Source organism: Mesorhizobium sp. M6A.T.Cr.TU.016.01.1.1 (assembly GCF_003952585.1).
Lineage (GTDB): Bacteria > Pseudomonadota > Alphaproteobacteria > Rhizobiales > Rhizobiaceae > Mesorhizobium > Mesorhizobium mediterraneum.
Genome location: NZ_CP034452.1, coordinates 3350862 through 3372990, shown reverse-complemented (window position 1 = coordinate 3372990; position 22129 = coordinate 3350862). Strand labels below are relative to the sequence as shown.

20 protein-coding genes and 2 pseudogenes are annotated in these 22129 nt (G+C 58.0%); 2 read left to right on the top strand and 20 right to left on the bottom strand.

Going from position 1 to position 22129, the window contains the following annotated elements; translation table 11 throughout:
* Positions 1 to 299 precede the first annotated feature (299 nt).
* From EJ075_RS16255 to EJ075_RS16240, 4 genes and pseudogenes are all read right to left on the bottom strand, one after another.
* Positions 300 to 561: pseudogene (locus EJ075_RS16255) on the bottom strand (transposase); the annotation flags it as partial.
* Between the two features lie 981 nt (positions 562 to 1542).
* Positions 1543 to 2382: a hypothetical protein gene (locus EJ075_RS16250; protein ID WP_126104996.1), complete on the bottom strand. Its 840-nt coding sequence runs from the start codon at positions 2380 to 2382 to the stop codon at positions 1543 to 1545.
* The gene (gene ectB / locus EJ075_RS16245; RefSeq protein WP_126104995.1) at positions 2375 to 3631 is read right to left on the bottom strand and encodes a diaminobutyrate--2-oxoglutarate transaminase; all 1257 of its coding nucleotides are present in this window, start codon (positions 3629 to 3631) and stop codon (positions 2375 to 2377) included. Before ectB ends, EJ075_RS16250 begins: the two co-directional genes overlap by 8 nt.
* Before the next feature lie 1051 nt (positions 3632 to 4682).
* Positions 4683 to 5399 (bottom strand): SPASM domain-containing protein, encoded by a 717-nt coding sequence (locus EJ075_RS16240; RefSeq protein ID WP_245458170.1) that lies wholly within the window; start codon positions 5397 to 5399, stop codon positions 4683 to 4685.
* A gap of 719 nt (positions 5400 to 6118) precedes the next feature.
* Between EJ075_RS16240 and EJ075_RS16235 the strand changes: the two are divergent.
* Positions 6119 to 6354 (top strand): annotated as a pseudogene (locus tag EJ075_RS16235) (transposase); the annotation flags it as partial.
* 16 nt (positions 6355 to 6370) lie between these two features.
* Here the strand turns inward: EJ075_RS16235 and EJ075_RS16230 are convergent.
* The gene (locus EJ075_RS16230; RefSeq protein WP_126104993.1) at positions 6371 to 7114 is read right to left on the bottom strand and encodes a LuxR family transcriptional regulator; all 744 of its coding nucleotides are present in this window, start codon (positions 7112 to 7114) and stop codon (positions 6371 to 6373) included.
* Between the two features lie 636 nt (positions 7115 to 7750).
* Here EJ075_RS16230 and EJ075_RS16225 point away from each other — a divergent pair.
* Positions 7751 to 9550 (top strand): ABC transporter ATP-binding protein, encoded by a 1800-nt coding sequence (locus tag EJ075_RS16225; RefSeq protein WP_126107350.1) that lies wholly within the window; start codon positions 7751 to 7753, stop codon positions 9548 to 9550.
* Positions 9551 to 10148: 598 nt separating this feature from the next.
* Here the strand turns inward: EJ075_RS16225 and EJ075_RS16220 are convergent.
* The 15 genes from EJ075_RS16220 to EJ075_RS16150 form a co-directional block, all read right to left on the bottom strand.
* Positions 10149 to 10355: an exopolysaccharide production repressor protein gene (locus tag EJ075_RS16220; RefSeq protein WP_095489408.1), complete on the bottom strand. Its 207-nt coding sequence runs from the start codon at positions 10353 to 10355 to the stop codon at positions 10149 to 10151.
* Complete coding sequence (gene fdxB / locus EJ075_RS16215; RefSeq protein ID WP_174800308.1) at positions 10352 to 10669, bottom strand: ferredoxin III, nif-specific; 318 nt, start codon at positions 10667 to 10669, stop codon at positions 10352 to 10354. The genes EJ075_RS16220 and fdxB (EJ075_RS16215) overlap by 4 nt, the downstream gene beginning before the upstream one ends.
* A complete protein-coding gene (locus tag EJ075_RS16210; protein WP_029356497.1) occupies positions 10666 to 10869 on the bottom strand; it encodes a CCE_0567 family metalloprotein in 204 nt (67 codons plus the stop codon). Before EJ075_RS16210 ends, fdxB (EJ075_RS16215) begins: the two co-directional genes overlap by 4 nt.
* A gap of 46 nt (positions 10870 to 10915) precedes the next feature.
* Positions 10916 to 11353, bottom strand: a complete 438-nt coding sequence (locus EJ075_RS16205) for a DUF269 domain-containing protein (protein WP_126104992.1) — start codon at positions 11351 to 11353, stop codon at positions 10916 to 10918.
* Between the two features lie 323 nt (positions 11354 to 11676).
* Positions 11677 to 12834 carry a TlpA disulfide reductase family protein gene (locus tag EJ075_RS16200; protein ID WP_126107349.1) on the bottom strand — a complete coding sequence of 386 codons (1158 nt, stop codon included), beginning with the start codon at positions 12832 to 12834 and terminating at the stop codon, positions 11677 to 11679.
* A 599-nt stretch (positions 12835 to 13433) separates the two neighbouring features.
* Positions 13434 to 14447: a 1-aminocyclopropane-1-carboxylate deaminase gene (locus EJ075_RS16195; protein ID WP_024505903.1), complete on the bottom strand. Its 1014-nt coding sequence runs from the start codon at positions 14445 to 14447 to the stop codon at positions 13434 to 13436.
* Between the two features lie 401 nt (positions 14448 to 14848).
* Positions 14849 to 15040: an exopolysaccharide production repressor protein gene (locus tag EJ075_RS33635; RefSeq protein WP_127230899.1), complete on the bottom strand. Its 192-nt coding sequence runs from the start codon at positions 15038 to 15040 to the stop codon at positions 14849 to 14851.
* 79 nt (positions 15041 to 15119) lie between these two features.
* On the bottom strand, positions 15120 to 15443 hold the full coding sequence (gene fdxB, locus EJ075_RS16185) for a ferredoxin III, nif-specific (protein ID WP_126104990.1): 324 nt from the start codon (positions 15441 to 15443) through the stop codon (positions 15120 to 15122).
* Entirely contained in the window at positions 15440 to 15598 is a 159-nt protein-coding gene (locus EJ075_RS16180; protein WP_224571204.1) for a CCE_0567 family metalloprotein, read from the bottom strand. Before EJ075_RS16180 ends, fdxB (EJ075_RS16185) begins: the two co-directional genes overlap by 4 nt.
* Positions 15599 to 15688: 90 nt before the next feature.
* Positions 15689 to 16132: a DUF269 domain-containing protein gene (locus tag EJ075_RS16175; protein ID WP_245458169.1), complete on the bottom strand. Its 444-nt coding sequence runs from the start codon at positions 16130 to 16132 to the stop codon at positions 15689 to 15691.
* Between the two features lie 320 nt (positions 16133 to 16452).
* A complete protein-coding gene (locus EJ075_RS16170) occupies positions 16453 to 17598 on the bottom strand; it encodes a TlpA disulfide reductase family protein (RefSeq protein ID WP_126104988.1) in 1146 nt (381 codons plus the stop codon).
* A 272-nt stretch (positions 17599 to 17870) separates the two neighbouring features.
* Complete coding sequence (locus EJ075_RS16165) at positions 17871 to 18251, bottom strand: hypothetical protein (RefSeq protein ID WP_126080606.1); 381 nt, start codon at positions 18249 to 18251, stop codon at positions 17871 to 17873.
* A 10-nt stretch (positions 18252 to 18261) separates the two neighbouring features.
* Positions 18262 to 19560, bottom strand: a complete 1299-nt coding sequence (locus EJ075_RS16160) for a SidA/IucD/PvdA family monooxygenase (protein WP_126104987.1) — start codon at positions 19558 to 19560, stop codon at positions 18262 to 18264.
* Positions 19561 to 20402: 842 nt separating this feature from the next.
* The gene (locus EJ075_RS16155) at positions 20403 to 21275 is read right to left on the bottom strand and encodes a universal stress protein (protein WP_063169369.1); all 873 of its coding nucleotides are present in this window, start codon (positions 21273 to 21275) and stop codon (positions 20403 to 20405) included.
* Between the two features lie 95 nt (positions 21276 to 21370).
* Entirely contained in the window at positions 21371 to 22075 is a 705-nt protein-coding gene (locus EJ075_RS16150) for a response regulator transcription factor (protein ID WP_224571202.1), read from the bottom strand.
* Positions 22076 to 22129: the final 54 nt, after the last annotated feature.

The following is a 22129-nucleotide window of genomic DNA, read 5'->3' as shown; positions in this document are numbered from 1 at the left end:
GGCCGAACTTGTTCAATCAATCTGATCGGCCGCCCAGCGGCCTTCCGTCAAATGCAGTTTCCATATTATTGTCATCTCAAAGCGAGATAGACTTGCTTTGAACGGTGCTTCGTCTTCTAGATCGCTTCTCGCCGAACAAGCGGCAAAAGCCGTCATTGCGGCCCTTGATTTGGATTGTGGTTCACCCGGATCCGTCAAGACTGATCAGGTCCTGAGGATTGGTAGAATTGGGTGGCACATATCGTCAGTCAGGGCAGGATTCATGACGACGCCCCTTCGATGACGGCGCCTGTCGTAACTTACTTCCAGAGCGCGACCAGGAGTTTGCGGGCGAGCGCCACGATCGCTGCCTTCTTGAGCCGCCTGCCATTACGCGCGACCCGTTCGTTAAACCAGCGGGCCAGCATCGCATCTGGTTGGCGCGCGGCCATAGCCAGCAAGCTGGACCATCGTCGTTCGCAGCCGCGGATTGCCCACTTTTGAGACGCCCTGCTCACGATCAATAGTACCACTCTGCCATGGCGATGCGGCGAGACCAGCATAGGCGGCGACCTGCCTTCGCTCAGCATCGTCATGTGAGCCTGGGATCAAACATCTAGCCTCGATCAATTGTGCGGGGCGCGTTTCCATTCCTCGGCAGCGTGGTTGAGAACCAGATAAACAGCTTCATTGCGGCGTGGCCATTGGGAAAGTGACCGCGGCCGCTTCGGGCAGGAAGCCAATTGCGCCGCCATCTCTGAGCAATCGCCGGATAACCTTTTGCCCAGTAGCCGGGTCGAGGGCATCGAGCGCGGCGAGGCCGGGTAGGCGACCTTGGTCCGGTAATCGCCCGCAGCTCTGGCATAATCGTGAGCTGGTCTACGAAGCCCTGATTGCGACGTTGCACGCCCTCAGCGACTGCCTGTGGATCGCGACGAGCGTCTAGATCGGAGCACAACTGCCAGCCTTGCTTCGCGGCTTCTACTACGAGGGCTGGCCTACCGGACATCGCGTCATAAAGAGCAACCAAAATTCGTCTCGGCCGGATCCACGACTGCGTCGCCCCGCGGCGGTCCAGAAGAGGTTCCCCGGTCAGCTCAACGGCGGACGTCAGGGAAATGCTTGCATCTGGCTCCATATCCTTTGCGATGATCCGTGGTTTGTCACCGACAACCACCCGACGCCGGCCACCAGCACCGTTGATCACCTCGAGAGTTGCGCTCCCGGCCAAGTAGCCGAGGCGAATCGGCTTTTAAGTAAAGCAGCGGTCAGGAGAAGGTCAATGATATGGAGGCGAATGAGACCGCCGCAGTTGAATGCACTTTACGTGCTCATTTCACTTCCTTTAGCATTGTTTGATTGACGTGCGTTCAATCTGATCGCGATATTACAGGCGAAGTCTCTCGTGAGCTGATCGCGACGCGGCTTCGAAAAATTACCGGCAACGCCTCCAGCCTCAGGCCAGGCGCTAGAGCCAGGCTGCACAATGATTATACTGGCAATCTCGCTGAGGATTTAAAGAGTGTGCCGCACAACTCCCGGTCAGTCGCTTCGATATCCATCTCAGGTCCACCAGAGCACAAGATCAGGCCGCGCAAATCCGAAAAAGCAATTCAGCAGCACGCGACGCTTTCCGTTGCCTGATTGACCGGTAACCCCGTGAACGAAGCCGCCATCGATTAGGGCGATATCCCCAGTTTTGAGCTCGAACTCGCGGCAAGGGACGGCCTCCAGATAGGCTGCCGAATAGGGGTATCCAGTGGTCTCCACACCTTGCGATATCCGGTCCGCAACCGTCGGCTTGTGGCTCCAGAGCTTCAGATTGCCGCCTTCCTCAGGCATGCTGGGATAGAGGTTGAGCGCTGCGACCGTATTGTGCGCCACCGCAGAAAGCTCGTAATCATCGCCAGCACGTAAGACTTGAGCGACGTCGTCGTGGGGATCCAAGGAAAACGTGCCTGTGCCCGACCAACTGAGGCCGCGACAAACATTGGCCTGGCCGTGTTCGGAACGCGCCAGCCGCAATTCGATGCCCTGGTTGTGAAGCTCTCGCTTCAACGCCCCGAATACCGCTCGAACCGGGTCAACCAAATTCTTAAAAAGGGCATCGACGTACGGCCGCGCGTTTTCGGCGTCTGCGAAATAGGTGGCTGCATCCTTTCTGTAGTGAGATGCGCCGACATATTGTCCGGGCACACCATCTTTACGCTCTCTGAGACCGGAGCTTCCAATAAAGTTCGTAGTGATCTCCTCGGCTACTTCGGTGCTGAAAGCTTGCTTGATGTGCAGAGCGGTGAGCTCACCTTTCAGGACCGAGATGATTTCCGCAGTGTTGATCGAGCCGGTCCGTTCTTTGATCGAAACCGGCGAGATGGCTGGCACTTGAGACATCTGACTAGGCATTGTCTTGCTCCTGTAGTGCGTGTTCAAGGATGGTGATGCCACGATCGAGTTCGGCATCGGTGATGGTTATCGGTGGGAGGACTTTGATAACGTCGCGATTTGGCCCCGAGGATTCGATAAGAAGGCCATTTTCGAATGCGACATCGTGCACGCGGCCGACAACTGCCGGTGAACGGCATTTCAGGCCGGCCATCAGACCGCGGCCGCGCTTCTGTTCGATGTATCTTGGAAATTTCGCAACCAGGCGATCGAGGTGCGTTTGCAGCCTGACGGCTGTCCGCTCGACACCTGCAGTAAATTTCCTATCCGACCACATCTTGCACATGGCTCCTGCCGTCACGAAGGCGAAATTGTTGCCTCTGAAGGTCCCGCTATGTTCTCCGGGCTTCCATATGTCCAAGTCGGGTCGAATCAGAACGATGGACAGCGGACTACCTGAACCGCTTAGTGACTTGGAAAGACACACAATATCCGGTTCGATTTTCGCGGACTCGAATGAGAAGAAATCGCCAGTTCGGCCCGCACCCGCCTGAATATCGTCGACGATAAAAACAATGCCGTGAGTACGGCAAATGCGCTGAATTTCCGTGAGCCAAGCTGCGGATGCGGCGTTCATGCCGCCTTCGGCCTGGATGGTCTCCAGAATGATTGCGGCAGGCTTTTCTATGCCGCTCCCCGGGTCGCTCAAAACGCTGTCGATGTAACTGGCGGAATCGAAAGCTTGGCTCGGATAGCCGTCATAGGGAACACGGATCACATCGTGGCGAGCGACGCCTCCCAGTTCCCTGGTTGAGGCCGAGCCCGACACCGCTAGAGAGCCGAGCGACATGCCGTGGAACGCATTCGTAAAGGCCATGACGCTCGAGCGGCCGGTGTATTTTCGCGCCAGCGCCAGAGCCGCTTCGTTGGCGTTCGTGCCGGTCGGCCCAGGAAACTGAATCTTGTATGAAAGGCCTCTGGGTTTCAGGATCCAATCGACGAACCCTTCAATGAAGTCACGCTTTGCCGCCGTATGCATATCAAGCGACAGAAGAATGTTCTCACCGACGAGATATTCAATCGCCGGCGCCATGATATCCGGATTGTTGTGCCCGTAATTGAGCGCCCCGGACCCAACGAGGAAGTCGATGTATGCGTTACCGGTCTCGTCCCAGATGGTGGCCCCAAGTGCCCTCGCAAAGACGGCGGGAAACGACCGACCGTAGCGACGAACGTTGGACTCATGGGCCGTGAAAGGGTCGGTGTTCATATTGAGTCCTCTGCACTTGGGTCGTTCAAAGAAGAGAGCGATTAATCGCTGGTTGCTCGCGGTAGATGTTCGTCATCTAACATTGAGAGCAGAATGCCGGAGGCAGCCTTGGTTAGTCTGGTGATGCCGGCATCCTCATCAAATATTGTTGGGTTGCGTTGCCCTCCATTCGGATGCTTTCGGAGAATGTGCTGCAACAGGATGGCTTCTAAAGCTTCCGCGAAAGCATCGCTACTATGGCATCAGGTAGTTGACGTACCACCCATCGCTGCCCATAGCGCCTCCGGACAAATGTCCAAGGAGATCAGCAGGGTCGCGTCGCCAGAGGTTGTGTCGCTCGGCGGTAGCGAAGCCGCTCGCGAGCGCGCTCCTCAATAGCGCCGTAGCGAGCGAGCGGCTTCGCGGCGGTCATCAATATTCGCCGTTCAACCTCGGGCTGCGGACACCAACCTGATTCAAGAAACTATTTGATGACCGATGACACAGCGAAAGCCACGCTCTCTTTGAGAAGAATGCGGATTCCGATCTCTTGCGCGATGACTGGCCCGAGCCGCCGGATCAAGAGGGCGGGGCCGCCGTGGACCCCCTTGACGGAAAGCCCGTTCGTAGGCCAGGCGGAAGCAACCGGGAGACGCGCTGGCGAAGGGCCGCATCGGTTTCGAGAACGTCCACTACCGCGACGGCAACCATCCCCGGCCGCAGCTGGGCTGCTGCCTTCAGGCGAGTCGAAAAGGAGATCGTCCGGGAGGGTGAAGGCGTTGACGAGGTGAGCCGTGAGTAAGCAATCAAGCTCTGATCGGGATCGACTAACACTGTTTCCATCCGACCGATGGTTGACCTGTGATCGGCGTTACCTCAAGCTAGGCAGGCCGACAAGCTCGGTTGGAAGGCGAAGACCTTTCGATGAGCTCGTCTCCGAAATGCTCGAGGCCCACTGCCGCGCCTACAGGAACATACTGGCGTAACGTGAAAACACGATGGCGTCGCGGGCAGGTGCATCTGTCGTGGGGCCATCCGCACTGCCAGGCACGCCCTCTCGGCCGGCATGCACTCAGTTCCGGTCGTTTGGGTCGGCGAATTCACACATCCTGCAAAGCAGAAAACCATCTGCTCCATTCATGCGGTCGACGATTTCGCGAAAAACTGGCTTTTCAAACAGAGCGGAGTAACCCTCATATAAAAGGTTGCCCAATACGTGACGCCGTTCAAAATCCATAGAGCACAGGGTAACGTCGCCGTTTGGAAGAAGAACATTCCGATACTGTCGTGCGTCCACGCAGGTTAGGGCTCCGACCACTGGCTGACGTGGTGCAACGATCTTAGGGTCGACGCTTCCACCCCTACTGCTCACCGGCCGCGCTTTTATCAGGGCTTCGGTAGGAATAATGTCGGCTATATCTGGGTGGGGCTCGCCCAAGGCCACGAATCGGATCAAGGGGATGTCCGCGTCGACGAGTTGACGAACCAGACCGCGATACTTGTCTCCGACCAGGCGGCTGTTCATGTAGGTGCCGTCATCGAAAACATGGACCACGAATACGCCTATGCGCAAGGCTTGCAATCGCTGCAGGTCCTGCCCGTTCATTCCCACCAGCGTCGTAAAAATCCTGATGCCATGGCCTTTGGCGAAGGCGTGCTCCACCATTTCGGTACAGTCCGGATTGAGCCAAGGTTCGGAGTATCCCGCAAAACCAATGTCGACGGAAGTCGGTACGCGGGCCAGACACCGCTTGAAATCTTCAAGATCCAGATGACTCGCATGAGACACTTTTCTTTGCCGGACCGCGAACTTGTCCTGGGGACAATATGAACATCCTACGACGCATCCCGTGGTCGTCGTTATCTCCAAAACCCTGCCGGCTGTGTTTGCTGAGCGAAGTTCCGGTAAAATCACTGGTGATTACTCCCATCTACTTCCTGCGAAGCGCCACGATGGTGTGCGTGTGCCTTTGGCTTTCTGATACCGCCTGCTGATCTACCGAGGCAACGCAGACATCTACCCTTTTTGGCAGCCTAAGCCGCCCGGTTCACCGATTTGCCGGGCCGACCCTTCACAAACTTCCAGCGCGTCGGACCAGAGACAGCATTGCATCTTTCGAGGCATCACTCGCTCCGGAGATGTAGCCTCAACCGTTGGTCGCTGGCCCGTCGCCGAGATGCGCGCGCAGCACCCTCGAACCCGCCGGAGAGAAGCTTTCTGGATGCCGTCGATCATCCTTCATCGAGCGAGTTCCGTGTTCTCATGCGGGTCAGCCCTCACACTATATTGCCGCACATCGACCAGCAAAGGCCGAGCTAGTGCGCCTGGCGCGCAGTTACTGCGAGATAGGCTTCGAAAAGCCCGACAGGGCTAAGACGCTCCGCTGTATTGAACCCGACATGTTTTCTGACGGCTGTCAGATTTTGGACACACATCACTCATCGTCAGTCGCTTAATACGGATGGTAGTTTCTTCCAGGAATCGGTGACATTGAACACCACCCTGTCATGACCGCCCAATCTCAGCGAAGCGAACTCAGCATCGCCACCAGGACCAAGCCTGAAGATAAATCCGCCATAGCAGCGTCAACGACATTTTGCTTTCGAACCCGGATGGATTGCACGAGGTGATTCGCGCCGTGATGCAGGAGGTGCTCGAGGCCGAGATGGACGAGGCGCTGGGTGCTTCGAAGAGCGAGCGCACGCCGGAGCGTCTCGGCTATCACGCGCGCTACTACGGGCGGAGAACTAGCTGCGCACCTACGGCGGTTGGATAATCCCAAGTTTCAAAGCTTTTACAACAGCTACCGTTCTGCTGGTCGCATCCAACTTCCGCATTACATTTTTTAAATGGAAATCTATCGTATTTCGTGATCTGCCTAAAATAGTTCCTATTTCCCATGACGATTTTCCTTTCGACACCCAATCAATGCACTGTATTTCTCTCGGAGACAGGTTATGTACTCGTTCCGACGCAGTCGTAGTGTCGAACTTCGTAACCATCAGATGAAACCGCAGCGCGGCCGTTTGCAGGTAGGCGATCGTTCTATTCTGCAATTCGCAGTCCGAGGATTGAGCAAAACTCACAAACCTAAAGCTGTCACCAGGGCCATGTAATGGGACGGTAACGCCTGACCTCAAGCCGAATGTTGCTGCTTCGTCCAAGACGCGGCGTCCATCTTCAGTTATGCTTTCATCGGTATACACCTCGCTCCATCGAAAGGGCCCCGCCTCCTTTCGACCTTTCTTGATGAGTGGGTCTATTTTGGCATAGCCCATTGTCGAGTAGCGCTCCTGCCATTCAGCAGGATAATTCCACATCATCACAGAACCCTCTCGGTTCGGCTTGAAAACCCCCTGTTTTGATGCGAGCGGGCCATAGGCAATCCACGGGCAATCGAACTTCAGCGCAAACGCAGATATCCGTTCGAACAACTGTTCGGATTGAGCGATATCATCAGTCATCTCGAGGAATAGGTCTAACTCCACCCGCGGGAGTTCCATGATGCCTCCTTCATTGCGTTCTCATTGGTGCAAAGTTTGCTCCAGCCCAGCCTCGCAACATGCGAAGTCAACGGGACCGAGCCGGAGTTCCTTCCGCCACCTGGAGTACCTTCAAGAGTCGTGCCAGCTTGCGAGCGAAGCTTCTTCTTCAGGTTGTCAATCGACTGGGGAGGTACCCAGGAGGCGAACCGAACAGCACTGTGTCGGGGAGCGCACAATCCGACAGTCGAGCATTCGATTGACGGAATATGGGCAGGAAAGTATTCGCGGCGCGCTTTTGAAATCAGCACCTAAGTCTCGGGCCTGAGAGAGCTGCATTGCCTGTACTTATTTGATCGAGGCAAGAACAAGTTAGAATTCAATCGATACATCGACCTTCTTTTCCAATCTCCCGAGTTGGGCAGCCGAAGCAATAGTATTCGACTGAATCGCGGCTGACTTTCTCCAGGCTCGGTAACCTGCTGAATTTGTCCTTCGGACGTTCCCGCTCAGTTGGCACGACTTTTGAACATCACCGTCGTGAGGCGGCAGGAGCTGCCCGCCAAAATTGATGCTGTTATGGGGGAGGTCGAAAATTCCAGTTTTGTCTTTTAACGTCTTTGGGACCGAGCGTGTTGATGCGCCCGCTTGGAAACTATGAAACGTTTACCCGTCCATGGACGCGGCGCCACTGGTCGCGAAGTACTCGCCTTCACTGTCCGCCACTGGAGCCGGCAGCCGGCCCGGCTCGCGATCATCATGACCGCGATGCTCGCCTCCACGCTGGCTGACGTGTTGATGCCGCTCTATTCTGGCCGACTTATCGACGCTGTTTCTCGTGCTGCTAATGCGGCAGCACCAGCTTCGGCAGCTGTTGTAGCATTCTCTGTACCGATTGCATTGGCACTCGGTTCCATTGCCATGCGCCACGTCGCCTTAATTGGCCTGAACGACTTGGTGTTGAAAATGATTTCCGATGTCGCGACCGAAGCGTTCCATCATGTGCAGCGCTTTTCAACAGACTGGCATGCAAACAGCTTCGCCGGCTCGACAGTGCGCAAGATAACGCGCGGCATGTGGGCGCTCGACCTCCTCAACAGCACGATACTCGTCACGCTGCTCCCGTCGTTTGTCATCTTGATCGGCTCGACGGTGCTGCTCGGCTGGCACTGGCCGGTCATGGGCGTGATCTTTGCTTGCGGCTCTCTCGTCTACCTTGCGTTTTCGATTTCGCTGTCGCTCGGCTATGTCGCGCCAGCGGCGAGCCTTGCCAACCGATGGGACACAAGGCTCAGCGGCACGCTTGCGGACGCGGTCAGTTGCAACGCTGTGGTCAAGGGCTTCGGCGCAGAGGTTCGCGAAGACGAGCGGCTTGCAAATATCATGACGAAATGGCGGCACCGCGCGCGCCGGAGCTGGGTGCGCGGAACGATCATCGGCTCAACCCAAGGCGTAACTTTGGTTGCGCTCAGGGTGGCGGTGGTCGGATATGCCCTGCTTCTGTGGTCGCATGGACAGGCAACGCCGGGCGAGATAGCATATGTTCTCACGTCCTTCATCGTCCTGCAGGGCTATCTGCGTGATGCCGGCATGCATGTCCGCAACGTGCAGCACTCGGTTAATGATATGGAAGAACTGGTGGCCATCCACAATCAGCAGGTGGATGTTGCCGATCGTCCAGAGGCCAAGCCGATCCGGATCACGAACGGCCGTATCGATTTCGAGAACGTCCACTTCCGCTACGCCAACCATCCCCTGCCGCTCTATAGCGAATGTTCGCTGTCGATTGAAGCTGGCGAAAGGGTTGGGTTGGTTGGACCCTCCGGTTCCGGCAAGACAACATTCGTGAAGCTGATCCAGAGACTCTACGACCTGAGCGGCGGCCGGATCCTGATAGACGGTCAGGACGTCTCCGAGGTGACCCAAGAGTCCCTTCGTTCGCAGATCGCGATCGTGCAGCAGGAGCCGATCCTGTTTCACAGGTCGCTTGCCGAGAACATCGCCTATGGCCGGCCTGGCGCGAGCCAGGCCGAGATCGAGCAAGCGGCACGACTGGCAAGTGCCCACGAATTCATCGCGCCCCTGCCGAAGGGCTATGGGACATTGGTCGGCGAAAGGGGTTTGAAGCTCTCCGGCGGCGAGCGCCAGCGCGTGGCGATCGCGCGCGCCTTCCTCGCGAACGCGCCGATCCTTATTCTGGACGAGGCCACATCGAGCCTCGATTCGGAATCCGAGGTGCTCATTCAACAAGCGGTGGATCGGTTGATGGTGGGCCGAACCACACTCGTCATCGCACACCGGCTGTCGACGGTCCGCTCGCTCGATCGGCTGCTCGTCTTCGACCGTGGCCGCATCATGGAGGACGGCGATCATGCCGCCCTGATCAATCTCGATGGTGGCATTTACCGCCGCCTCTTCGAACGGCAGGCGTTGGAACTCGCGAAGGGCCTGGCCTGATCGCTAAACCGGCTTGCGCGATGCGCCGAGCCGTTGCCGGAGAGGGGTGTGGCAGTGACGAGCGGCGGGCGTTAGGCCGGCAAAACCAGCACGGCCGGAACTGTCCGCCAAACGGGCGAGCGGGAATGCACCACGTCTAAGCTTCGGCGAATGCGCGCAGTTACACGCGGGCACCGAATTGTCGCGCCTAACGGCGCACGCACCAAAAGGGCGGGAATGTCGACGGCCCGGGAAGAGTGCGGCCCTCGCCGTTACCCACATTTCGCCAAAGGAAGCGAAGTCAACGCACATTGAGAGGGCGGTGCTTCCCGGCCGGCTGGGATCCCTGTCGCTGGCCCAACCTACCGCACGCCGGCCACGTCAACGGTTCAAAGTCCCTTCGGTTCGCAAATTCGTCCCCTTGGAGACCCGGAAGCGCAGGAGCTCCGACCGCAGTCTTCGCTCAACTCTGGCCATCTGCTCCGGGATTGGATTCCGTTCCCTTGCTAGCACAGTGGCAGCTGAGCACGAACTCGCCGGCCCCGTGTCTTTCGATTACGGCCAACGGGCTTAGGAAGAGATTGGATTCGCCGGCCCTCTGCGGAGCGAATGAGCAGTTCTACAGATCATCGACGTCCGCGAAAAAGAGCACGCAGCCGAAGTAGCCGGCCTGAAGCAGCAGCGAACAGGCCAGCGTCGTGACGACTGCCACACGGAGCGAATCCAAAGCGAAGTAAACCATCGACGCATTGCTGCACAGGACCAGCCCCACGAGCCGACAAAAAGATGAAGTGCAACGCCGTTCTCCTGGTTTTCGCCAGATCATGTTGCGAGCTCGTCGGCCGCAACATGCGTCTGGCAGTTCTTGGGGCAGACGCGGCCGCAGGCTCCGCAGCCGATGCAGCGGCCGGCATCATCGACAACCATGATCATGCGATTGAGCTTGCCGTCGAAATCGTCGTCCTCGTCATCGCAGGGGCCGAGGATTTCACCCGCATCATCAACGCCGTGAAGATGCATGACATCGCGCGAGCAGACCTTGAAACAACGGCAGCAGCCGATGCAGGTCTTGCTATCGATGGAGGTCAGGTACGACGGCATCCAAATGGAGCCGTCACGGGTGGTGAATGTGCGCATCATCCTAAATTCTTCATTGAAGCGAGTTCTCTCTTGGCAACATCCAACTCGGCATAAACGGCGTGGGTTTTCTCGGCGACTTCCTGTATGTCGGCCCACTTGCCCGGCAGACCCTCGACAAGGTCCTGCAATGCCATCTTGGCAATAGCTGCACGCAACTGGAGCTTTCGGACTTTCTTCCTCATCTTATCTAGGTCTGACATAGATCCTTCCTGGAACAATGGTTTTGTTGATGCGCTCCATCTCGGGCTAGGCTTCAATGGCTGCAGTCGCATCGTCGACCAGTTTCGTACCGGCCTCAGCAAGTTTGCGGAAAGTCTCGAAGCCGAACCGGTGGACGTCTCGACAGAACGCCCAACCGCTGGAAGCCCGCAGGGGCTTCATTCCAATTATTGGCGACGTCGACACGCCGGAGCGCTCCTCGATCGCAAGCGCTACGGCGGTGTAAAACATGTCGAGCCTCCACAGCGCGTCAGGATCGGGATCGCCGCCAAAGGGTACCGCACGTTGCTGTTGCTTGGTGATGATGAACTCGGCCAGCAGCTCGGCATCCGAATGGCCTTCCCATAAGCCGAAGGAATCCTGAGTACGAATGAGCCGCAGGAGGCATTTGACGAACGGGGAAGCAAGGGCCTCGTCGTCATTGTTGACAGCAGGGCCAACCGGAGGAATTTCGTTGTTCGTCATTTCAGCTTCGTCTTCGAGGTACGATTTCCTTTTCCTGCGATGCCCACTCCGGGTCGGCTTGCGTGGCCGACGAATGGCTTGGGCGGGCCAACCCCAAGAGTGCCCCGTGGCCGACCTCGACATGTCCACGAGTGCGAGACCTGCGGCGCGAATTCGCGGCGCACATCGTCTGCGCCGCGATCCGACCGGTGGTCAACGCAATTGAAATCCAACCTGCCGCAAGCCGCCGCCCTGCTGCATCGACATACTTGCTGCGAAGAGAGCCTCGATGGGCGGATTGGCCAGTGTTCAATTCCAATTGTCAGTCCCTTCGCGATTCTTGCTCAGGAAGTGACTGCGTTTTGAGTTTGGGGTGCCTTCTTTTGCGGAGCCACACAAAGATCCGCGTGACAGGCAGGCTCACCCGTGTAGTTGGCCAGGGCTTGGAGCAATGGGGTAAGATAGTACTGTTTGGTGTGGTCCGGAATTGGCCCCAGCCGGTCCACCGATTTCAGTGCCACCTCGATCAACTCGATTGCGCGATCTTTGTTGCCGCTCTCGTAATAATACTGAGCTACCGGGAGGTACCGGCGGTATTTAAACGGGCCATCGCCGTTCGGGGGATTGAGTGCCAGTATCTGTTCCGAGAGCTCGTTGCCCATCGCAAAGCGCTCCGAGCGCGGAAGATGGGAATTGTCCATCGTGGGATCGAAGAGTTGGTTGAGGGCCAAGGCCATCCACGACACCGCGTCGGACGTTTTGTCGATCGCGTCCTCGACCAATTCTCGCATGACCGGCATGCCGGTCTTGATGTCGCGCAGCTTGTGAAGCAGAAGATCCGCATGAATCTGCCGGAACTCACAAGAGTCTGGCATCAAGGCGAGGCCTTCTTCGATGGCCAAGAGCGCCGCCGTCCAATCCTCGGCCTGCATCGCCGGCTCAAGTTTGGCGTATATCGGCCCGGTAAGCGACATTTCGCGCGCTGCAAGTTGGTTATGCGCGATGCGCTTTGCATCGGCGGCTTTCGCTTCATAGCTGCTGCGCCAGCTGCCGTTAAGGACTTTCGGCAAAACGTCATCTAGTTCCGCCGGGTGGCCGATAAAAGCGATGTGGCCGTCGCGGTCGACCACGAACGAGGTGGGAATCCCAATCGAAGAGCTGGGATCCATCCAGAGCTTGTTCATTTCGCCAATGTAATCGAACCCGATACGATAATTCAGATTCGGGAACTTCTCGGTCAGCCAGGCATCCACGTTGGTCCGCGCCTCGTCTGCGGTAGGACCCTGTTCGCAGGCGGCAACTCCGACCGCCTCAAATCCGCTGCCTTCATATTTCTCCTGCAGTTCGATCAAATGGGGCATGGCGTCGACACATGGTCCGCACCAAGTCGCCCAAAACTCAACGAGGTAGACCTTGCCGGGCCGAAAGTTCGTGAGGGGCTCGCCACGCAGCCAGTTCTGCACTTTGATCGCAGGAGCCGGGGACCCCATACGCAGTTCCATCTTGGTGTCCAAAGTCATTCCACACCTTTCGTCTCTTTTGTCGCGGAATATTTTCCAGTCAAAATCGGACACGGTCTCGAGGGCATCGCTCCCTCTGGCTTGCTTCAGCGAAGCTCTCACCGTGTTGCCGCACATCAAGCTGCAACGGAGGTGCCAATTCCCTCAGCTCCGGTAAGCGGCGGGAAATGCTTTGAAATTCTCCACGAGCCCAAATGCGGCCGATTGTCGTGAACCCGACATGTCTTCTGCCGCTGTCGGGTTTCGCCCTATCACTCTTGAGAGCTTGGACGGCTCGCCTGTGATTAGACTGGCCTCGGTCCTCGAGCAGTGGCAGTTTGGCGCCAGTTCGAAAGCGCGAACTCGCCGGCTTGGTCCTCGTGCCGCCACCGCCGCCTGTGGATTCTTGCCCCGGAGTCAAAATTCGCCTCGCGGTTGCCAACGGCGGCATGCGCTCAATGCGCGTGGCGTTGAGCCCCGACAGCACGTAATGGTACCAATTAGTGGATGCCCGTCGCTGCCTCCACTTCTCCAGCCAAGCGCTCGAACGACGCTACCTACCCACGTTCGAGCGCGACCGCGGAATCGCAGACTGCCGAACGTCAGCCGTTGCGAAAGGTGTAGCCGTACCCGTTGATCGCCGGCGCGCCGCCTAGATGTGCGTAGAGGACCCTCGATCCCTGTGGAAAGAAGCCCCTCTGGACGAGGTCGATCATCCCTTGCATCGATTTGCCCTCGTAAACGGGGTCCGTAATCATGCCCTCGAGCCGCGCGCACAAACGGATTGCCTCTTTGGTTTCCTCCGATGGAACGCCATAACCCGGGTACGCGTAGTCCATGAACAACACCACGTCTGCCTCGACAATTTCCGCTCCGAGGTGGACGAGCTTCGCTGTATTTTGGGCGATGCCAAGCACCTGAGCCTTGGTCTTGGCGGGCATGGCGGAGGCATCGATACCGATCACGTTGCGCTGTCGACCATCCTTGGCGAACCCGACGAGCATGCCGCCGTGGGTTGAACCAGTCACCGTACAGACGACGATATAGTCGAAGGCAAACCCAAGCTGCTCTTCCTGGGCACGCACCTCCTCAGCGAACCCCACATAGCCCAGGCCGCCGTATTTGTGGACAGAGGCGCCGGCAGGTATCGCATATGGCCTGCCACCCCTTGCCTTGACTTCATAAAGTGCCTTTTCCCAGCTGCGGCGGATGCCGATGTCAAAGCCCTCGTCAACCAGGCGCACCTCTGCCCCCATGATGCGGCTCAAGAGGATATTGCCGACCCGGTCGTAGACAGCATCATCATGTGGGACCCAGCTCTCCTGGACCAGGAGGCATTTCATGCCGATCTTGGCGGCGACCGCAGCGACCATGCGCGTATGGTTGGACTGCACGCCACCGATTGTGACGAGCGTATCGGCATCTGACGCGATCGCGTCGGGCACAATGTATTCGAGCTTGCGCAGCTTGTTTCCGCCGAACGCGAGACCGGAGTTGCAGTCCTCGCGTTTGACGTAGATTTCCACCTTGTCGCCCAGATGCTTGCCGAGGCGGTCGAGCCTCTCGATCGGCGTGGGTCCAAAGGTGAGCGGATAACGTTCGAATTTTTCCAGCATGCTATCTCCAGCAAAAAAGTACCTGAACCGGCTGCGCACCGGTCAGCCCAGGGGTATGTGTGATCAAAGACACCCGTCTTTCGAAGCGGGTGCAGAAGTCCGGTAGTGCAGCACCGAGTTTGTCATTGCGACAAGCACACCGCATCCAGCGTGCTGCGATGACTCTTATGTGCCTAATCGACCAACCACCCGCATCTCCCGGCCTAAGGACAAACCGAATGTGGTCGCGTGTTAGCCGAACACAGATTCCCTATACGATCAGCTCAGTCATCAGAGGGTGACCAAAATTGGTGTGGGTCTGAGCACTGATCCTGTCATCCGCGCATCAAAGCAGCAGCACATGCTGGGCATTCGACCAAGCCGGGACACAGCTGAAAATTGCATTCCGCAGTTGATCAGAGTCAGACGACTGGTACCCGAGCTTTCCTGTAACCATCGGCATGCTGGCCCCTGTGGCGAGTTCCACGAGCGCGGCTAGAGGACTGCCAGATCAGAAAGAGCACGCGGCCGAAGTAGCCGGCCTGAAGCAGCAGCGAACAGGCCAGCGTCGTGACGACTGCCACACGGAGCGAATCCAAAGCGAAGTAAACCATCGACGCATTGCTGCACAGGACCAGCCCCACGAGCCGACAAAAAGATGAAGTGCACGCCGCTCCCCTGGTTTTCGCCAGATCATGTTGCGAGCCCGTCGGCCGCAACATGCGTCTGGCAGTTCTTGGGGCAGACGCGGCCGCAGGCTCCGCAGCCGATGCAGCGGCCGGCATCATCGACAACCATGATCATGCGATTGAGCTTGCCGTCGAAATCATCGTCCTCGTCATCGCAGGGGCCGAGGATTTCACCCGCATCATCAACGCCGTGAAGATGCATGACATCGCGCGAGCAGACCTTGAAACAACGGCAGCAGCCGATGCAGGTCTTGCTATCGATGGAGGTCAGGTACGACGGCATCCAAATGGAGCCGTCACGGGTGGTGATGGTGAATGTGCGCATCATCCTAAATTCTTCATTGAAGCGAGTTCTCTCTTGGCAACATCCAACTCGGCATAAACGGCTTGGGTTTTCTCGGCGACTTCCTGTATGTCGGCCCACTTGCCCGGCAGACCCTCGACGAGGTCCTGCAATGCCATCTTGGCAATAGCTGCACGCAACTGGAGCTTTCAGACTTTTTTCCTCATCCTATCTAGGTCTGACATAGATCCTTCCTGGAACAATGGTTTCTTGATGCGCTCCATCTCGGGCTAGGCTTCAATGGCTGCAGTCGCATCGTCGACCAGTTTCGTACCGGCCTCAGCAAGTTTGCGGAAAGTCTCGAAGCCGAACCGGTGGACGTCTCGACAGAACGCCCAACCGCCGGAAGCCCCCACGGGTTTCATTTCTATTGTCGGCGACGTCGACACGCCGGAGCGCTCCTCGATCGCAAGCGCTACGGCGGTGTAAAACATGTCGAGCCTCCACAGCGCGTCAGGATCGGGATCGCCGCCAAAGGGTACCGCACGTTGCTGTTGCTTGGTGATGATGAACTCGGCCAGCAGCTCGGCATCCGAATGGCCTTCCCATAAGCCGAAGGAATCCTGAGTACGAATGAGCCGCAGGAGGCATTTGACGAACGGGGAAGCAAGGGCCTCGTCGTCCTTGTGGACAGCAGGGCCAACCGGTTCATGAGGAATTTCGCTTTTCCTCAATTTCAGTACTCCTCTTGAAGGACGATCTCTTTTTCTGCGATGTGTGGTTCGGGCGCTTGCGTGGGCGGGGAATGGCTTGGGCGAGCCGATCCCACGCAACAGTGTCCCGTGGCCGACCTCGAGCACGTCCACCAGTGCGAGACCTTTCACCGCGGCGCGAACGCCTGCGCCGCGGTTCGACCCGAGGTAAACGCAATGGAAATTCCACCTGCCGCAAGCCGCGCACTTTTGCGGCATCGACGTTCTTGCTGCGAAGTGCGCCTGGGCGGGCGGATTTGCCGGTGTTCAATTCCAATTGTCATGCCCTTCGCGATCCTTGCTCAGGAAGTGACAGCGTTTTGAGTTTCGGAAGTCTTGTTTTGCGGAGCCACACAGAGACCCGCGTGACAGGCAGGCTCACCCGTGTAGTTGGCCAGGGCTTGGAGCAACGAGGTGAGGTAGCGCTGTTTGGTTTGGTCCGGCACTGGCTCCGAATGGTCCAGCGATTTGATTGCCACCTCGATCAACTCGATCGCCCGGTCCTTGTTGCCGCTCTCGTAATAATACTGAGCGACCGGGAAGTAACACCCGAATTTAAAGGGTCCATCGCCTTGCGGAGGATTAAGTTCCAGGATCTGTTCGGAGAGCTCCTTGCCCATCGCAAAGCGATCATCATGCGGAAGATGGGAGTTGTCGATCGTGGGATGGAAGAGTTGGTTCAGCGCCATCACCACCCAAGACATCGCTTCGAACTTTTTGTTGATCGCGTCCTCGACCAATTCGCGCATAAGCGGCAAGCCGGTTTTGATGTCGCGCAGCTTGTGAAGCAGAAGATCCGCATGAACCCGCCGAAAATCAAAAGAGTCTGGCATCACGGCGAGGCCTTCTTCGATGGCCAATAGTGCCGCTGCCCAATCCTCGTCCTGCATCGCCGGCCCAAGTTTGGCGTATATCGGCCGACTCAGCGACGATTCGCGCACACGCGAGATTCGCTTTGCATCGACGGCTTTCGCTTCATAGCTGCTGCGCCAGCTGCCGTTAAGGACTTTCGGCAAAACGTCATCGAGAGGTGCCGGGTGGCCGATATAAGCGATGTGGCCGTCGCGGTCGACCACGAACGAGGTGGGAATCCCGAACGAAGAGCTGGGTTCCAGCCAGAGCTTTTTCATTTCGCCAGTGCAATCGAACGCTGTCCGATAATTCAGATTCGGGAACTTCTCGGTCAGCCAGGCATCCACGTTGGTCCGCGCTTCGTCCGCGGTTGCAGCCTTTTCGCAAGCTGCGACTCCGATAATCTCAAATCCGCTGTCTTTATATTTCTCCTGCAGTTCGATCAAATGGGGCATGGCGTGGACACATGGTCGGCACCAAGTCGCCCAAAATTCAACGAGGTAGACCTTGCCGGGCCGAAGGCTCGTGAGGGGCTCGCCACGCAGCCAGTTCTCCACTTTCAGCGCAGGAGCCGGGGACCCCATACGCAGTTCCATCTTGGTGTCCAAAGTCATTCCACACCTTTCGTCTCTTTTGTCGCGGAATATTTTCCAGTCAAAATCGGACACGGTCTCGAGGGCATTGCTCCCTCTCGCTTGCTTCAGCGAAGCTCTCACCGTGTTGCCGCACATCAAGCACGGCAAAGGGCATGCCAACCCTTCTTAGCTTCGGCAAGCGCCGGTACCGCCTTGAATAAGCGAGCCCTAACATGGCCAGCTGACGTTAACCTGAATGTCGGCTTTCGACGGCTCACCTTAGCGGCTGCCGTTTAGGAAGGTGAGAGTTTGGCTGGCCCGCTGGCGATAAGACCGGCTTCGGCGTCCTGGAGTAGTCGCACTTCGGCGATGGGGTCGAAAGTGCGGGAGAGGCTCGGTACCCTTGCAGCCACCGCCGCATGTGGCCCGGCGTCATAATTCGCGTCGCGGTTGCCAACGGCGGCGTTGGGCTCGATCCACGTGGCGTTGAGCCCGACAGCACGTAAAGCTGCATCGTGATTGAATGCCCTTTGCTGTTTCACGCCGAGCAGGAGTCGCGCGACGCTACCTTGCTCAAGCGCGAGCAGAGCGATCTGACGCCGTAGGAATATTGCTCGTCCCGCTTTTGCCGCCAGAGGCGGAAATCTTTCCTGAATGCCACCGCCGATCATCAATATCGACGAATCATATCCCGCTGCCCATTTGTTCGACTCCGAGGTCGGGCCAGCACTCCGTCAAGGGACGGTTGATGAACCCTAGATGCTCGGGATTGGCGCATGGCGCGCGCCGCAGAAGGCTGTCAAGGATGCGGCGCGCTCGCCAGGCCAGCAGCCCAAAGTTCGGATCAGCCAGCCCGCGCTGTCCAAGGCAGGCGTTCTGAACGAAAAGGCGTCGGTCTCGCGGTCCGTCCCAGTACACCGAAAAATCCTCGCCGATGGCGAGCTCATTGCCGATCTGTTCGAGGCGATCTGCGATCGGTTCTAGGAAACCCGGCAGCGGTTTCTCGTACCCGGTGGCCAGGATGACGATATCGGCGGTTACTTCTCCGATGTTGTCCAAGCCGCGTTGCAGCGTGAGCCTGTGCCCTGCTCCGGCATTGATGCAGCGCGACACGTTGCAACTTGGCCGCAATGTGATCTCGCATTGGTGTGGCTCGAGAAAGGCGTGGTGGTAGAGCGCCTGATAGACCGCGCGCAACTTGCTTTCTGAAATGCCCTCGGAGGCAAGCGCGAAACGCCGCAGGAACAGCTGTCGATGCACCTCGCTCATCGCAGCAAAACGATCCGAGAAGCATGGCGTGAACAGCCCGTTTGTGAACGCGTGGTCGTCGAAAGGCATCTCGCGCGTCAAGACCCATGTGATCGCCGCGGGCCGCCGTTCTTTCGGCCGGCTTACAAGGTGCAGTAGCAGCTCGGCTCCCGACTGTCCGCCGCCAACAACGCAGACATGCTTTTTTTGCACCTCAGGATTGATGTGGGCCAACTCAGATGAGTGGAACAGGTTGGGTCCAGTCCAGCCATGAAACTGAGGCGGAATTTGCGCCTGCTTGCCTATGTCGATGACGAGGTTTCTTGCATCAAGGACCGCGTTGTCCGTCCGCACGCGAAACTCGCCGTCAAAGCGGATTTCGCGAACGGCCTCGCCGCCACGGACAAGCGGATTCTTCTGGAACGCCCAGTTGAGATATTGGGCGAACTCGGCTCTAAGCACCCCGTGAAATTGCGCATTGAGGAAATTGTAAAGACGCCCGTTCTCGTGGAGGTAGTTTACGAATGTGTAGGCTGATCGCGGATTGACCAGAGTAACCAGATCCTGGAAGTGGCCGACCTGGAGCTCCGCGCAATCGAAAGCGCTGCCTGGATGTCCTCGGAAATCGACCTCCCGGTCCAGGAACAGTGCCCCTTGCGCAATCTCTTCCTGTATCTGACACGCAAGGCTCAAATTAGATGGTCCAGCACCCACACCAATACAAAAGAGGTCCACTTATCCTTACTCCTCTAGGAGTGTTTTCCAACTCAGCGGCATGTTGACGTCGATCGCCGGGCATTGAGCAATGCGAACCTCACAAGCATGCTTGAGCCGCGGTCCCGACTGAGAGGACAGCAAAAGCGTGTGCCGCCTTCCAGGTCTTGGGCTCAATGTCGGCGGCATCGACAGCGGCGCGGCGTGATCCGAACCCAAGAGCAGAAGGAAAGTGTGCGATGCTGTCGCGCGGCTCTTCCGGATCTTACGGCGGCTTCTAGCGCCGGCCTCCACCCCAGGAGTGGCTGTTTCCCTGCCACGACGGAAGCGGCTCTTTCTTTCGAGGGGCGTAACCATGGATAACGGCTCTTAATGCTTTCGGAGACTCCCATGCATGCGGCGTGCCGGATAAAGACCTGTCAAACCAACGAGTTCGCGCAGTTCCAGCTCGTCTGGAATCCGACATTGTCGCACGCCCGACGGTCGGGCAGGGGAAGCTCCGCGGCAGCGGCCCTTGCACACCGCAGGCTGACAGGGACAGCCGCCGATTTGACGCGCGTCCGGGTACTGATAAGGGGCCTTCCAACAGGGTTCGCGCACGAGGCGGGGTCTCCTGGTACACCCGCCCTGTGGCTTGGCTGCGGTCTGCTGCAGCCGTTCGTCTTTACTGCCCGTTGCGGACGATCTCGCACGAGTTGGTTCACGAGAGCGTCGTGAAGCAGTCGAGGCGTCCGGTTTGGCTCTGACAAGCGTCGCAAGATGTTCGCGGATCCAGCCATGTCTCCGCAATCCGACCGGTAACCGACGACGACTTCGGACTGGTTGGCGGTCCTACGACCTGATCGGTGTTCCTACGGAGCTGATCAGCGAGCCAAAAACAGCGGCAATGTGGTCTTCCCAAAGCTCCAGCTCGGCGGACCGCCGAAAATCCGCTCACGCAGCCCACGGCTGCCATAAGCACCCATGACCATCATGTCAGCACAGATGTCGTTCGCGTGCTGGGTCAGCACTGTGCCCGCCGATTTGCCGGCGCTCTTAAGCAGGTCAACGGAGACCCGAGCACCGTGCCGAGTAAGATAGGCAGCGATGTCAGCTCCAGACTGCGCGCCTTTCCCGTTGTTTTGCGCCTTTGGATCGACCATAGCGACACAGACTTCCTTGGCAGCGGATAGGATACTAAGAGCTTCCCGAACCGCACGCGAGGCCTCTACACGCGAATCCCAGCCGACCAGCACGCGTCGAGGCGACAGCGTCGCCTTAACGCCCTTCGGCACGATGAGCACCGGCTTTCCGCTATCGAACAAGCAGCCGTTGACAACAGGAGGTCCGAGAGTCTCATCGTTGAGGAGGTCTCCTCCAACGATCGTCAGGTCAGCGCAGAGCGCCCGCTGTCGTGCCACTTCACCGAGGCTAGCCGGATCGCAATAGTCGGTGTCAACGTCACAGGAAAGCGACATAGCTTTCAGCCTTTTGAGGATATCCGCGGACCGTCTTTCCATTCTGGTCACGTCCTGTGAAAATTTCTCGATTTGCTGAAATCGATAGTTCGGTACTGCAATTGCCTGTGCACGTCCTGTATTCCATTCGGGGGGCGGAGACGACATCAAGAGCAATGGAGGCGGTATAATGAGTACCGATAGGTGCGCGCCGACCTCGGCACACAGTCCGGCAGCTGTTGTGAGGTCCTCATCAGAATGATCAGCACCCGTCACACTGAATATGCTTTTAAATTCCATTTGCCTGCTTCTCCTGGTCTTCGTTAGGAGCGCCTCAAAGCGGCAACACCGCTCTCAGGAGGAAGAGAGAGCGGCACCACGTTCGATCACCGATTTCAGTCGTCCGGCTTCTCGAGCGAGTAGCCGGCCGACCTGACGGTGCGAATGACGCTGCCGGGCAAGGCCGTTTTCAGCGCCCTCCTGATTCGGCTGATATGGACATCGACGGTGCGTGCACCGACATGAATGTTGGGCAGCCAGGCCGCCCCGATAAGCTCGTCCCGGCTGAAGACCTTGCCGGGGGCCTCAATCATAAGCCGCAGCACGTTGAAATCGATCCGTCCGAGATGGATGTCGTGGCCATTACCGCGAACCCGATGGGCATCGAGCTTCATCTCCAGGCCTCCACAACAAATCCAACTGTCGTTTTCAACCCCGTTCGGACCACGCTTGGTCAGCCCGAGCCTCGCCCGCAGGCAGTCGAGCAGCTTGGCCGGAGCCACCGGCCGCACAAAGCTCTCAACGCCTGCCTTCAAGAGATCGAGGTGCTGGTGCTCGGCGCCAGGCGCGATCAGGGCGATGATAGGCAGGTCGGTGGTGCGCGGTTCCCGCTTGAGGTGGGCGCAAATTGCGGACCCGTTTATGCTGGCTGGGTCGCAATCCAGCACTACGGCCTGAAGCTCCCGTTGTTCGGCCAAGGCCAGCGCAGCCTTCGCGCCGTCTGCCGTCTCACTGCTGAAACCGTCAACCTCCAGTATGTGGCTGTAGAGCAGATAGAACTCGGCATCTTGCGAGCAGATCAGGACCAGCGGCTTCTTCATCGGCGATACCCCAACAACCTGGTCGGCCTCGAGTCCCTGGATCGAGGGGACTGG

Coding starts and splice junctions, on each gene's coding strand:
- ectB (WP_126104995.1), bottom strand. CDS start 3,631: ATGAACACCGACCCTTTCACGGCCCATGAGTCCAACGTTCGTCGCTAC.
- EJ075_RS16225 (WP_126107350.1), top strand. CDS start 7,751: ATGAAACGTTTACCCGTCCATGGACGCGGCGCCACTGGTCGCGAAGTA.
- fdxB (WP_174800308.1), bottom strand. CDS start 10,669: ATGATGCGCACATTCACCACCCGTGACGGCTCCATTTGGATGCCGTCG.
- EJ075_RS16250 (WP_126104996.1), bottom strand. CDS start 2,382: ATGCCTAGTCAGATGTCTCAAGTGCCAGCCATCTCGCCGGTTTCGATC.
- EJ075_RS33635 (WP_127230899.1), bottom strand. CDS start 15,040: ATGGTTTACTTCGCTTTGGATTCGCTCCGTGTGGCAGTCGTCACGACG.
- EJ075_RS16220 (WP_095489408.1), bottom strand. CDS start 10,355: ATGATCTGGCGAAAACCAGGAGAACGGCGTTGCACTTCATCTTTTTGT.
- EJ075_RS16150 (WP_224571202.1), bottom strand. CDS start 22,075: ATGAAGAAGCCGCTGGTCCTGATCTGCTCGCAAGATGCCGAGTTCTAT.
- EJ075_RS16210 (WP_029356497.1), bottom strand. CDS start 10,869: ATGTCAGACCTAGATAAGATGAGGAAGAAAGTCCGAAAGCTCCAGTTG.
- EJ075_RS16155 (WP_063169369.1), bottom strand. CDS start 21,275: ATGGAATTTAAAAGCATATTCAGTGTGACGGGTGCTGATCATTCTGAT.
- EJ075_RS16170 (WP_126104988.1), bottom strand. CDS start 17,598: ATGGAACTGCGTATGGGGTCCCCGGCTCCTGCGCTGAAAGTGGAGAAC.
- EJ075_RS16200 (WP_126107349.1), bottom strand. CDS start 12,834: ATGGAACTGCGTATGGGGTCCCCGGCTCCTGCGATCAAAGTGCAGAAC.
- EJ075_RS16230 (WP_126104993.1), bottom strand. CDS start 7,114: ATGGAACTCCCGCGGGTGGAGTTAGACCTATTCCTCGAGATGACTGAT.
- EJ075_RS16195 (WP_024505903.1), bottom strand. CDS start 14,447: ATGCTGGAAAAATTCGAACGTTATCCGCTCACCTTTGGACCCACGCCG.
- fdxB (WP_126104990.1), bottom strand. CDS start 15,443: ATGATGCGCACATTCACCATCACCACCCGTGACGGCTCCATTTGGATG.
- EJ075_RS16205 (WP_126104992.1), bottom strand. CDS start 11,353: ATGACGAACAACGAAATTCCTCCGGTTGGCCCTGCTGTCAACAATGAC.